The 12,393-nt window shown below is 64.9% G+C and carries 10 protein-coding genes; 5 read left to right on the top strand and 5 right to left on the bottom strand.

Annotated features, from left to right (window positions below; translation table 11 throughout):
• Positions 1-21: 21 nt before the first annotated feature.
• On the bottom strand, positions 22-2,310 hold the full coding sequence (locus ACWGXF_RS08235; RefSeq protein ID WP_256629650.1) for a protein-disulfide reductase DsbD family protein: 2,289 nt from the start codon (positions 2,308-2,310) through the stop codon (positions 22-24).
• A 205-nt stretch (positions 2,311-2,515) separates the two neighbouring features.
• Here ACWGXF_RS08235 and ACWGXF_RS08230 point away from each other — a divergent pair, with 205 nt between their 5' ends.
• The gene (locus ACWGXF_RS08230; RefSeq protein WP_039050725.1) at positions 2,516-3,490 is read left to right on the top strand and encodes a Bug family tripartite tricarboxylate transporter substrate binding protein; all 975 of its coding nucleotides are present in this window, start codon (positions 2,516-2,518) and stop codon (positions 3,488-3,490) included.
• Here ACWGXF_RS08230 and ACWGXF_RS08225 read toward each other — a convergent pair.
• Positions 3,477-5,117, bottom strand: coding sequence for an MATE family efflux transporter (locus ACWGXF_RS08225; RefSeq protein ID WP_256629652.1), 1,641 nt, complete (start codon positions 5,115-5,117; stop codon positions 3,477-3,479). The two genes, ACWGXF_RS08230 and ACWGXF_RS08225, sit on opposite strands and share 14 nt — an antisense overlap.
• A 96-nt stretch (positions 5,118-5,213) precedes the next feature.
• On the opposite strand from ACWGXF_RS08225, the gene ACWGXF_RS08220 reads away from it, so the two are divergent.
• Positions 5,214-6,089: a creatininase family protein gene (locus ACWGXF_RS08220; protein WP_012836836.1), complete on the top strand. Its 876-nt coding sequence runs from the start codon at positions 5,214-5,216 to the stop codon at positions 6,087-6,089.
• 105 nt (positions 6,090-6,194) lie between these two features.
• Here the strand turns inward: ACWGXF_RS08220 and ACWGXF_RS08215 are convergent, their stop codons facing one another.
• The 3 genes from ACWGXF_RS08215 to ACWGXF_RS08205 all read right to left on the bottom strand — a co-directional run bounded on the left by ACWGXF_RS08215 (position 6,195) and on the right by ACWGXF_RS08205 (position 8,458).
• Positions 6,195-7,181 carry a Bug family tripartite tricarboxylate transporter substrate binding protein gene (locus tag ACWGXF_RS08215; RefSeq protein ID WP_012836837.1) on the bottom strand — a complete coding sequence of 329 codons (987 nt, stop codon included), beginning with the start codon at positions 7,179-7,181 and terminating at the stop codon, positions 6,195-6,197.
• Positions 7,182-7,282: 101 nt separating this feature from the next.
• A complete protein-coding gene (locus ACWGXF_RS08210; RefSeq protein ID WP_054073259.1) occupies positions 7,283-7,732 on the bottom strand; it encodes a hypothetical protein in 450 nt (149 codons plus the stop codon).
• Positions 7,733-7,780: 48 nt separating this feature from the next.
• Positions 7,781-8,458, bottom strand: coding sequence for a histidine phosphatase family protein (locus ACWGXF_RS08205; RefSeq protein WP_202788689.1), 678 nt, complete (start codon positions 8,456-8,458; stop codon positions 7,781-7,783).
• Between the two features lie 284 nt (positions 8,459-8,742).
• On the opposite strand from ACWGXF_RS08205, the gene ACWGXF_RS08200 reads away from it, so the two are divergent.
• The 3 genes from ACWGXF_RS08200 to ACWGXF_RS08190 all read left to right on the top strand — a co-directional run bounded on the left by ACWGXF_RS08200 (position 8,743) and on the right by ACWGXF_RS08190 (position 12,384).
• Positions 8,743-9,771, top strand: coding sequence for an extracellular solute-binding protein (locus tag ACWGXF_RS08200; protein WP_003065551.1), 1,029 nt, complete (start codon positions 8,743-8,745; stop codon positions 9,769-9,771).
• Between the two features lie 143 nt (positions 9,772-9,914).
• Positions 9,915-11,567: an ABC transporter permease gene (locus ACWGXF_RS08195; RefSeq protein WP_041743883.1), complete on the top strand. Its 1,653-nt coding sequence runs from the start codon at positions 9,915-9,917 to the stop codon at positions 11,565-11,567.
• A 157-nt stretch (positions 11,568-11,724) separates the two neighbouring features.
• Positions 11,725-12,384, top strand: a complete 660-nt coding sequence (locus ACWGXF_RS08190; protein ID WP_003065547.1) for an ABC transporter ATP-binding protein — start codon at positions 11,725-11,727, stop codon at positions 12,382-12,384.
• Positions 12,385-12,393: the final 9 nt, after the last annotated feature.

The following is a 12,393-nucleotide window of genomic DNA, read 5'->3' as shown; positions in this document are numbered from 1 at the left end:
TGCTTTGCGCACGGTAATGGCCTAGATCTGTTTGAGTGCGTCAAGCACCTCGCTTTTGGAGAGCAGCTCGCTCAGCACCACAGGCTGCTTGCCGGGCAGGTACAGCACGTAGACGGGGACGCCGCTGCGCCCCAGCGATTGCAGTGCCTGGGTGATGGCCGGATCTTGGCGTGTCCAGTCGGCGCGCAGCAGCTGCACCTGGTGCTGCGCAAAGGCAGCAAGCACCTCGGCATTGCTGAGCGTGGTGCGCTTGTTGACCTGGCAGGTCACGCACCAAGCGGCCGTGAAGTCCACAAACACCGGCTGGCCCGAGGCATGGGCAGACTGAACCTTGTCTGCCGACCAGGGTTGCCAGAGTTCGCCGGCCTGTGTTTGAGCCTGGCCCGCAGGCTCGGCCTTGATCAGCGGCAGGGCGTAATAGGCCACGCCAGCGGCCAGCAGCAGGGCGAGAGCGCCGAGGCTGATGCGGCTCTTGCCGCGCAGGCCCAGGGCCCAGATCAGCGCGGCCAGCACCAGCAGCAGGGCCAGCAGGGCCGCAGCGGCATCCATGCCGCCCTGATGGCCCAACACCCAGACCAGCCAGACCACAGTGGCAAACATGGGGAAAGCCATGGCGTGGCGGAAGGTCTGCATCCAGGGGCCGGGCCGCGGCAGCCAGCCCACGACGGAAGGCACGAAGCTGGCCAGCAGATAGGGCAGGGCCATGCCGACGCCGAGTGCGGCAAACACCGTCAGTGCCTGCGCCGCAGGCATATCGATGGCAAAGCCCAGCGAGGCCCCCATGAAGGGCGCCGTGCAAGGCGAGGCAATCGCCACGGCCAGCACGCCGGAGAGAAAGGAGTCCAGCACCGGGTTGCGTGCCTGGGCGCTGGCAATGCGGCTGGGCAGCAGGCTGCCGAATTCGAACAGTCCGGCCAGATTCAGCCCCAGCACGGTGAACAGCGCTGCCAGCAGCGACACCACCACGGGTGACTGCAGCTGGAAGCCCCAGCCCAGCTGCTGGCCCGCCGCGCGCAGGCCCAGCAGCAGTGCGCCGAGTGCCACAAAGGACAGCACCACGCCGGCGGTATAGGCCAGGCCGCCCAGTTTCTGGGCCTGGCGGTTCTGGCCATGGCCCGCAAAGCCCAGCACCTTGATGGCCAGTACGGGAAACACACAGGGCATGAGATTGAGGATCAGGCCGCCGATCAGGCCGCCCAGAAGGGCCGCCCAGAGGCTGCCTGCACTGGCCGTATTGCCTGCCAGTACGGGCTGTGAAGCGGTCTTGTTGGCCTCCAGCGCCGCAGCCAGGGCCGGCGATACGCCAGCCAGTGCGGGGGCGCTCCATCGGCCCTGCACGGTCAGTTCGCTGCGCCAGCCAGCGCTTTCGCCGCGCTCCAGCGCGGCAGCGCGCTCAGCAGGCGGCAGGGCCAGCACCACGGCCAGTTGCGCCGCGGTTTCGCCGCGCATATCGGACATCGGCATGTTCTCGCCCACCCAGACCTCTCCGTCCCAGTGCTGCGTCCAGTCCTTGCCCGACTCTGCGGCATGTTTGAAGGTGTCGGCATTCTCGGGATAGAACTCCAGTGTCTTGCCCTTGAGGCTGGCCGGCAGTCCGGGTATGCGCAGCGTCACTCGGTCGTCGGGCAGGTTCGTGCCTTCGGCCTTGCCGGACTCGACAAGGGCCTGGCCGCCCTGGCTTAGCGCCTGGGGCTGGCCGGCCTGTGCCTGCACAAAGGCCTGGCTGTGAGGGGCGCTGCTGCCCTGAACGGGGATCTGCAGCTGGAAGTTACCGGACTCGGGAATGCATTCCACGCGGCAGACCAGCCATTCGGCGGCCAGGCCCAGGTCCACTACGCCAGAGACCGGTGCCTTGAAGTCGGCAGCGACCTTGATGGGCACGGGCAGCAGCACCGTGTCCTCATAGCCATAGTTGACCAGGGGCCCCACGCGCAGCGCATGAGGCAGCGGCCAGGCGATGGGGCCGGCCTCCAGGCCCGGAGGCAGTTGCCACTGCAGCACGGTGGGTAGGCCCGAATCGCCAGCATTTTTCCAATAGGTATGCCATTCGGGTTGATGGCTGATCTTCAACCCCAGCCAGAAGACCTGGCCGGCGACGATGCCCTCGGGGGCCTGGGCCACCAGCTCGGCCTGCACGCGCGGCGTCTGCACGGTGGCGGCACCCGAAGCCGCATTTTTGAGCAGGATCTGCGCGCCAGCGCCGGTGGCAAAAGCACAGGCCCAGACGGCCAGCGCCAGCATCAGCCAGAGTGAAAGGCGCTGAGAGAGGCGGCGGGGTCCGGTGGTCAGGGAAAGGGCTTGAGAAGACATGGCGGACGGTGGGAGTCTGGAGCGGTGTTTTTGGTTCCCTGCACGGGGGCGGCCGATTGGCAAAACCAATGCTTGCATAGGCGCATGGTATTGGACAGAAGGCGCGGGCGGACTCCATCATGGTTCGGCCTACAAGGCTCAAACAGCCCGCAGCCGGAGCCGGTCGCAGGAGTCCGTTTCCGGGCAATTACAGGAGACAAGCATTATGGTGAATACTTCACGCCGCCGCTTTCTTGCCACCTCGGCTGCCTGTGCTGCCACCGCGCTGCCCTGGCATGCGGCCGCTGCGCCCGGCTATCCGGACAAGCCGGTACGAGTCATCGTGCCGTTTCCGGCCGGTGGCACCACCGACGTCGTGGCCCGGCTGACCATGCAGAAGTTGGGTGAACTTGCGGGCCAGTCCTTCGTGGTCGACAACAAGAGTGGCGCCAACGGCGTCATAGGCTCCGAGCTGGCGGCCCGCGCAGCACCCGACGGCTATACCTTGCTGATGAACACGGCGGGAGCGCAGACCCTGAGCCCAGTGCTCTACAAGACCGGCTACGAGGCGCTGGCCAGCTTCGAGCCCATCAGCCATCTGTGCGATGTGGGCTTTGTGGTGATTGCGCGCAAGGACCTGCCCGTCAACAGCATGCAGGAGCTGACGGCCATGGCCAAGCAGGGCAAGCCGCTGAGCGCCTCCTCGGGCAGCAGCATGATTTCGCTGATCACCGAGCAGTTCAAGAAAGTGATCGAGGCACCGGGCATCGTGAATGCCCAGTACAAGGGCACGGGCCCGCAGATGCAGGCCGTGGTGGCGGGCGAGGTGGACTTCTCGTTCGACTCCTTCACCTCGGTGGAGATGATTCGCGCTGGCAAGGTCAAGGCCCTGGCCGTGCTGCTGCCCCAGCGTGTACCGGCCTTTGCGCAGCTGCCCACGCTGCGCGAGCTGGGCATAGCGGGCATGGATTTCAATTCCTGGTCGGGGCTGCTGGCTCCCAAAGGTACGCCTCAGGACATCGTGGGCTATCTGGCCCAGCAGATGGACAAGATCATGCAGATGCCTGATGTGCTGGCCAGGCTTGCCGGCTACAACTACATGCCGCGGCGCAGCACGCCCCAGGAGTTCGGTCGGCTCATTGCCGCCGACCATGAGCGCTGGAAGCGCATCGTCAAGGAAACAGGCATCACCCTGGGCTAGCTTCGCGCGAAGCAGATCCGGCCTCCGCGGCCAGGTTGGCGACGGAGCTGGGCGGCTGCCCGCCCACCTCGGCCGGGATGGCGATGCGCTTGCAGGGCTCGGCACTGGCCATCAGCGCATCGCTGTCCACGGGGGGCTGTGCTTGGAGTTCCTCTGCCGTCTGGGCCTGCTCCTCCGTCCCTGCGGGCTGTACCGGGGCCTGGGCTGCAGCCGGCAGCATGTGCGCCTGGCGCCAGTTGCCCCAGCGGTAGTAGGCCAGCATCATCAGCATGGAGCAGACGGAGCTGATGGGAAAGCTCCACCAGATGGCATCCACGCCCATCACGGGTTGCAGCCAGCGCGCCACGGGCACGCGTATGCCCCACATGGCAATTGCCAGGATGAGCACCGGCGCCATCACGGCCCCCGTGGAGCGCACCACGCCGGCCAGCACAAAGGTCACGCCGAAGAAGAGGAAGGAGCCTATGGCAATGTGGTTGAGATGGCGGGCCACCTCCAGTGAGGGGCTGCCGCCGGGCAGAAACCAGCCCAGCACATGACGGTCCAGCAGCACGATGAGGACGATCAGGCTGCCCGTCATCAAGAGATTGCCCAGCATGCCTGCATTGGCCGTGGCGCTGACACGCCTCCAGAGCCCTGCTCCCACGTTCTGCGCAGCCATGGACGAACAGGCTGCGCCTATGGCCATGGCCGGCATCTGCACATAGGTCCACAGCTGCAGCGCTGCGCTATAGGCTGATGCCGTCTGCACGCCATGCTCGTTGACCATGGAGATCATGGCGATCATGGCCAGCGAGATCATCACGATCTGCACGCCCATGGGCAGGCCCTTGACCACCAGAGTGCGCACAATTGTCAGATCGGGCTTGAACAGCCCCAGCTGCCGGCGACCTATCCACAAGGGATGGCGGCGCAGGCGCAGCCAGCCCAGCAGGGCAAAAAAGCTCACGGCATTGGCAATCAGCGTGGCCACTGCCGAGCCCTGGATGCCCATGCGCGGTACCGGCCCCCAGCCAAAGATCAGCAGAGGGTTGAGCGCCATGTCCAGCGCCACGACGACGAGCAGAAACCAGAACGGCGTTCGGGTGTCTCCCGCGCCGCGCAGGGCCGCCGTCACAAAGCTGAACATGAACAGCAGCGGAATGGCCAGAAAGATGATCCGGAGATAGGCCTCGGCCAGCGGCAAAGCCGCCTCGGGCGTGCTCATCCATTGCATGAGATGGCGCGACAGCGGCCAGCCCAGCACGGCAATCAGCAGCGAGACAACACCAAAAAACGTAGCGCTGGTGCCAAGCACACGTTTGGCCTGCGCGATGTTTTTCGATCCCATGCTCTGGGCGATCAGGATATTGGTTGCCATGCTGATGCCGAACACCGCGCCGATCAGCGCAAACATCACGTTGTTGGCATTGGCGGTGGCCGTCAGAGCGGCCTCTCCCAGGTGGCCGCCGACCCAGATGGCATTGACCGAGCCGTTGAGCGACTGCAGCACATTGCCGGCCAGGATCGGCAGGGCAAAGACCAGCAAGGTGCTGGCAATCGGGCCCTGGGTCAGGTCGCGGGTCTGGGGCTTGGAGTTGGCGGTGCGCGTACTCTGGCGCGGGGCGCTGGCGGAGGCTTCAGGCATCGGCCCATTGTGGGGCATGTCGGCCGGTTGCGGTTGACGGGCGGTGGGCCCGGAATCCAGGGCAGGAGGTGGTTTTGGGGCGCTGGCGCAGCTACGATGATGGCCATGAGCAATACACCGACCACTCCCGCAAGCGCGCTTCCCCGCTGGCCGTCACGCTTCTGGGCGCAGGCCTCGGCCCATGACTTTGCCCTGGCCCAGAGCAATGGTCTGGCCGCCGATACCGTGGCCGTGCTGCCCGTGGCGGCGGTGGAGCAGCATGGGCCGCATCTGCCGCTGTCGGTGGATGCCAGCCTGATAGAGGGCGTCATCGATGCTGCTCTGGCGCAACTGCCCGCCGAGCTGCCGGTGCTGTTTCTGCCGGCGCAGAATATCGGCTTTTCGGTCGAGCATACGCACTATGCGGGCACCTTGAGCCTGCAGCCGGCCACGCTGATCGCGCTGTGGACGGAGCTGGGCGCCTGCGTGGCGCGCGCCGGCATCAGGAAGCTGCTGCTGCTCAACGGTCATGGCGGCCAGGTCAGCGTGATGGACATCGTTGCGCGCGAGCTGCGCATCAAGCATGGCCTGCTGGTCTACAGCGCCAGCTGGTTCGGGCTGGTGGACGACGCGGCCAACCAGCAGTTCTGCGCGCATGAGCATCGCTTCGGTATTCACGGCGGCGAAGTGGAGACATCGATGATGCTGCACCTGGCACCCGAGACCGTGCATATGGAGCGTGCGCAGAACTTCGCCTCCAGCTCGGAGTTGCGGGCCGGTAAATACCACTTCATCGGCAATGGCCGCAGTGCCAAGCTGGGCTGGGCGATCGAGGACTACAACCCGGCCGGAGCCGTGGGCAACTCCGCCGCCGCGACGGCCGAGCGCGGCGCGGCCATGGTGCATTCATCGGCCGAGGGCCTGGTCAGGCTGCTGAGCGAGATTCATGACCTGCCCCTGAGCACGGTGGGAAACCAGCCGCAGCCGCTTTGAATTCAGGAGCTTCTTACACAAGAACAGCCTGCATTTGCAGGCTGTTTTGTTTTGAAAATCAATGCTCTCAATCGCTAGAAGCTACTGAAAGCATAGTCCTCGCTGTCATTGCTTCGGTATTTTTGCCTGAGCAATCACATCGCCCCAGCGCTTGATTTCCGATTGCAGCAGCTTGGCGGTCTGCTCTGGCGTGCTGGCCTGGGCCTGCACATTCAGTTCGCGCAGCTTCTTGGCGACCTCGGGGTTGTTGACGGCGGCGTTGATTTCCTTGTTCAGACGCGCGATCACGGGGGCGGGTGTCTTGGAGGGTGCCGCCAGTGCATTCCAGGACGAGGCCACAAAGCCCTTGACGCCGGATTCCTGGGCCGTGGGCACATTGGGCAGCAGCGGCGAGCGCTTCTCGCCCGTCACCGCGAGCAGGTTCACGGCTTTGGAATTGATCTGGCCCATGATGGGTGTGAGAATTTCCACGGCCGCATCGATCTGCTTGCCGCGCAGCGCGGTCACCACGGCGGGGGTGCCGTTGAAGGGCACGATCTGAGCATCGATGCCGGCCGTGGTCTTGAACAGCTCGGCCGCCAGGTGCTGGGTGCTGCCCACGTTGATGCTGCCCAGGTTCAGCTTGCCGGGATTGGCCTTGGCATAGCTCACGAGTTCGCCCAGGTTCTTGAAGGGCGATTTGGCATCGGTGATGACGCCGATGTCGAAGTAGCCCAGCGTGGAGATGGGCGTCAGGTCCTTGACCATGTCGAAGGGCAGATTGTTGAACAGGTTCACCGTGACGGCGCTGCCGTTGGACATGAGAAACAGCGTATGGCCGTCGGGCGCCGCCTTGGCCACGGTGTCGGCCGCCACGATACCGCCCGCGCTGGGCTTGTTGTCTATGACCACGGGCTGGCCGAGCTGGGTGGACAGCTGCTGCGCCACCACACGGGCCGTCACATCGGCCACGCCGCCGGCTCCGAAGGGAACGACGATGCGGATGGGTCGGTTGGACAGGCCTTCGGCCTGGGCGGTGGCGGCAAATCCGCTCAGCAGGGCAGCCCCCGCTGCGGCACTGATCAGGGATTGGGTAAAACTGCGGCGTTTCATGCTTGTCCTTCTGTCTGAAACTTTTATCCCAAGAGTGTGCCGCCGAAAGATGCCCGGAGGCAGCCGCAAAGCGTTCTGTCTGCTATGCCGCACAGGTATGGCTAGTTACCGCTTGCTTGCAGGGTATCCAGTCCCCAGTGATGCATGACCTCGCGCACTATCAGCAGGGCGGCTGCATGCTCGGGGGTCTGCGGCAGCTGCGGGTCGGCATGGCCGGGCTGCTGGGCCTGGCGCGCCAGCAGCTCGAACAGGTTCTCGATGGCCTCGCGTGACGCCTGAGTGGCTTGCGGGTCGGCTGTGGCACTGTGGATCAATTGCCGCAGCAGCGGGGCTGTCGTTTGCAGCAGACTGGCGCCTGCAGGCAGCCAGCGCCCGGCCGGCATGACGGCATCCTCGACATCGGCAATCGCGTTTTCCAGCATCAGCGCATTGGGCATGCGCTGGGCAAAGGCCTTGACCAGGGTGGCAATGCCGATGGGCAGCCGGTGCTGCTGCGCGCCTATGTCAAGCGTCAGCGCCGTATTGCCAAGGCTGAGAAAGATGGAGTCCATGCAGGACTTGTAGCAGCTTGTGTTTGCCTGCGCCGGGGTCGTGGGTGATCAGGCTGCGGTGACCCAGTCTCTGTACTCGAGCCCATCCAAATGATTGAGCGTATTGAAGCTTTGCAGCATCAGCCGCTTGGGGCTGATGCTGAATTCGGTCACGGCAATATTGCGCAGCCGCATATTGAGGGCGATGGTTACCTCGGGCGCGGTTCCAAGCACCTGGCCCACGGCCGCGGAGATGGGGCCGCCGCTGCTGACCAGCAGCACGTTCTGGCCGCTGTGCTGGTGGCGTATCTCCTCGAGCACCTGGTGCACTCCATCCGCAAACCCGTTCCAGTCAGGCATGCCGACCGGGCTGATGGTGCCTCCCATCCATTGCGCCAGCGCGTCGCACAGCAGGCGGAAATGATGGCGGTACAGCTCGGGCGTATCAGGCCTGGGCAGAGGGGCAGGATGGATGGCGCGCAGCAGGGCTTCGCTGTCGTACTCGTTGAGTCCGGGCCGGCTTTGTGCCTCGGGGCTGGAAGCGCTGCCCAGGCCCTGGACTATGCCGGCCAGCGTCTGCTGATGGCGCTTGAGCGTGCCTGCATAGACGGCGTCGAACTTCAGACCTCGCTCACGCCAGTATTCACCCAGACGCACCGCCTGTTCCTGGCCGCGTGGGCTGAGCTGGTCGTAATCATCCGCGCCAAACGAGGCCTGGCCATGGCGCACAAGGTAGAGGTTTCCCATGGCGCGGATGTTGGGCCTTGCCCGCTTGCGGCGCTGTCATGCCTGCGACCTGCTGGCGCTTGCGCGACAGCGCACGGGCTGGCATTTCCGCAACCGTCGTCAGGATTGACGCACGGGCAGAGCATGCTGCTCGGTTAAGATAGTTGAGAGCGATTCTCAAAAACATAACAACACGCTCCGCTTTCGGTACTGGTTCACGGATCTCCTGCACTTGGCTGGCAGGAGGCTTGTCGGTTTCGAGGCGGAGCGTGTTTTTTATGCCTGTTCACCTTCTGGAGCCCTCCATGTTTCGACGACCCCTGTTTGCACTGGCCGCCGTTGCCAGCCTGTGCGCCCCTGCGCTGTCCGCCCACGCCGAGGACATCACGCTCTATACCACCCGTGAACCGGCACTGATCCAGCCCTTGCTGGCGGCCTTCACGGCCCAGACCAAGATCGGCGTGAAGACGGTCTTCGTCAAGGACGGCCTGCTGGAGCGCGTCAAGGCCGAAGGCCAGCGCTCGCCTGCCGATGTGCTGATGACGGTGGATATCGGCAATCTGCTGGATCTGGTGGACGGTGGCGTGACCCAGCCAGTCAAGTCCAGCATTCTGGAAGCCGCCATTCCTGCCCAGCTGCGTGCCGCAGACAATCAGTGGTTTGCGCTGTCCATGCGGGCCCGCGTGCTGTATGCCGAAAAGGACATGAAGATCGGCGCCTTCCGCTATGAAGACCTGGCCAAGCCGCAGTTCAAGGGCAAGGTCTGCAGCCGTGCCGGCCAGCACCCCTACAACACGGCGCTGATTGCCGCCATGATTGCCCATGACGGCGAGGCCAAGACCGAGCAGTGGCTCAAGGGCGTCAAGGCCAATCTGGCACGCAAGGCCACAGGTGGTGACCGCGACGTGGCGCGTGACATTCTGGGCGGCATCTGCGATGTGGGCCTGGCCAACACTTATTACGTGGGCCATATGAAGGCGGCCAAGGAAGGTACGGACGCACGCAAGTGGGGTGATGCCATCAAGGTCGTCAAGCCTACTTTCAACGATCCCAAGAGCGGCACGCATATCAATATCAGCGGCGCCTCGGTGGCCAAGCACGCGCCCAACCGCGATCAGGCCGTGAAGCTGCTGGAGTTCCTGGTCTCCGAACCGGCCCAGAATATGTACGCTCAGGCCAACTACGAGCACCCTGTGCGCAAGGGCGTGGCGCTGGACCCCGTGGTGGCCCAGAGCATCGGCGAGATCAAGATCGATCCGCTGCCGCTGACCGAGATTGCCAAGCACCGCAAGGCTGCCAGCGTGCTGGTCGACAAGGTGGGGTTTGATAAATAAGTAGTCCCCTGAGGCGCTGATGCGCCTTCCCCCTCTCTCGCTTCGCGGGAGGGGGACAACACCTTCGCTGCGAGGCGGCTCTTGCTCGGTGTTCCTTTGATGGAGCATGCCTGTCCAAGGGCCGTTTCCTTTTTGATTTTTTGATGTTTTCTTATCTTCGTTCAGGGCTCAGGCCCGTTGGGCCGGTGTGGCAGGGCGCAAGCTGGTTGATTGCGCTGGGGGTGTTTGCGCCCATTGCCTCGCTGGCCTGGCTGGCGCTGGGGGCGGACTGGGCGCACTGGCAGGATCTGCTGCGCTATGTGCTGCCCGATGCCGCAGCCAATACGGCCTGGCTGCTGGGCGGGGTGGGCCTGGTGGTGCTGGTGGTGGGCACGGGCTGTGCCTGGCTGGTGACGGCCTGTGATTTTCCGGGGCGGCGCTGGCTGCACTGGGCACTGCTGCTGCCGCTGGCCATGCCGGCCTATATCGTGGCCTTTGCCTATCTGGACCTGCTTCACCCCATAGGCCCGGTGCAAGGCGCGCTGCGCTGGTTGCTGGGGTACGACAGCCCGCGTCAGTGGCGCCTGCCCGATCTTCGCTCCATGGGCGGTGCGATCTTCGTGCTGGGCTTCACGCTCTACCCCTATGTGTACATGACGGCGCGCTCCATGTTCATGACCCAGCCGGCGCATCTGATGGAGGCTGCACGCTCGCTCGGTGAGACCCGCTGGGGTGCTTTTTGGCGCGTGGCCCTGCCCATGGCGCGACCGGCGCTGGTTGTGGGTCTGAGCCTGGCGCTGCTGGAGACACTCAACGATATCGGTGCGTCCGAGTTTCTGGGCGTGCACACGCTCACGGTGTCGATCTACACCACCTGGGTCACGCGCTCCGATCTGGCTGGTGCCGCGCAGATTGCCTGCTCCATGCTGCTGGCCGTGGTGGCCCTGGTCTGGCTGGAGCGTCAGGGGCGCAGTCGTCAGCGCTTTGGCTCGGCCCAGCGCATGCGGGCCATAGCGCCGCACCGCCTGCCCGCGGGCAGGGCCTGGCTGGCAACACTGGCCTGCAGTCTGCCGGTGCTGATCGGCTTTGCTGCGCCAGCGGCCTATCTGGCCTGGGAAAGCGGCAAGCGTCTGGTGCAGGGCTCTGGCGTGTCCGAGGGCCTGGTATCCAGTCTGCTCAACACGTTGGGTTTGGCACTGGGCGTGACCGTGATCGCGGTGGCCGCGGGTCTTGTCGTGGCCTGGGCCACGCGCACAGGCATCAGCACGCGAGCGCCGTCACGCTGGCCCGCGCAGTTGGCGGCGCTGGGCTACGCCGTGCCGGGCACGGTGCTGGCCATCGGCCTGCTGACGCCTGCGCTGGCGTTCGACGCCGGGCTGGCCCAACTGTTTGGTATGAACGGCCTGCCGCTGATGGGGCAGGGCATTGTGTTGGTGGCTGCCTGCGTGATTCGCTTTCTGGTCATGCCCGTGGGCGGCATCGAGGCCGGACTGGCCCGTATTCCGCCGACGCTGGAGCAGGCATCGCGTCTGCTGGGCGAAAGCCGCCTGGGCACGCTGCGCCGCGTGCATCTGCCGCTGCTGCGGCCCGCCATGGCCACCAGTGCCATGCTGGTGTTTGTCGACGCCATGAAGGAGCTGCCCGCCACCTTGCTGCTGCGCCCGGCCGATTTCGACACCCTGGCCACCTGGCTCTATGCGGAAGCCGCGCGCGGCACCTATGAGGAGGGCGCGATCGCCGCGCTGTGCATTGTGGTCGCGGGGCTGGTTCCCGTCATGCTGCTGGCGCGCACGCAGCTGTCGGGTGGGCAGCGATGAATAAGCATGAAGATGGGCTGCGGCGCCTATGGGTATTACGCAAGCAGCTATTGAATATGAATAGGACTTACGCAAACAAGAATGCAACAATGGCCGGCCTTTTGAGGCAGTTGTCTTGCATGAACCCGTTTTGCGTAAGTCGTGATGAAGTGATTGCATGACCGCCTCTCTACAAATTGCGCAGCTGCAACTGGGCTATGACACGCCCAAGGGCTTGCACACCGTGCTGCAGGGCTTTGATCTGCAGGTGCCTGCAGGTCATATCGCCAGCCTGCTGGGGCCCTCGGGCTGCGGCAAGACCTCCGTGCTGCGAGCGATTGCGGGTTTTGAGCCGGTGCGCGCGGGAAGCATTCATCTGGGCGAGGTATTGCTCTCCGGCCCCGGCACGCATCTGCCTCCCGAGCAGCGCCATGTGGGCATGATGTTTCAGGAATACGGCCTGTTCCCGCATTTGACGGCAGTGCAGAACGTGGGCTTCGGCCTGCGTCGGATGGGCAAGCCAGAGCGCGACAAACGTGTGCAGGAGCTGCTTGCCGTGGTGGGGCTGGCGAATTCAGGTAGCAAGTTCCCGCACGAACTGTCCGGCGGTCAGCAGCAGCGTGTGGCGCTGGCCCGCGCCCTGGCGCCGTCCCCGGCCTTGCTGCTGCTCGATGAGCCATTTTCCAATCTTGATGCCGCCACGCGCGAGCGCCTGACGCTGGAGGTCCGCGACATTCTGCGGGCCACCGGGCAGACGGCGATTCTGGTCACGCACAACGCGCAGGAGGCCGAAACCATGGCCGACCAGATCTGCAGGATGACGCCGGCCCAGCTCTGAGCCGGCTCT

The organism is Comamonas sp. HJ-2 (assembly GCF_053615495.1).
This window is presented reverse-complemented; position numbering and strand designations above follow the sequence as displayed.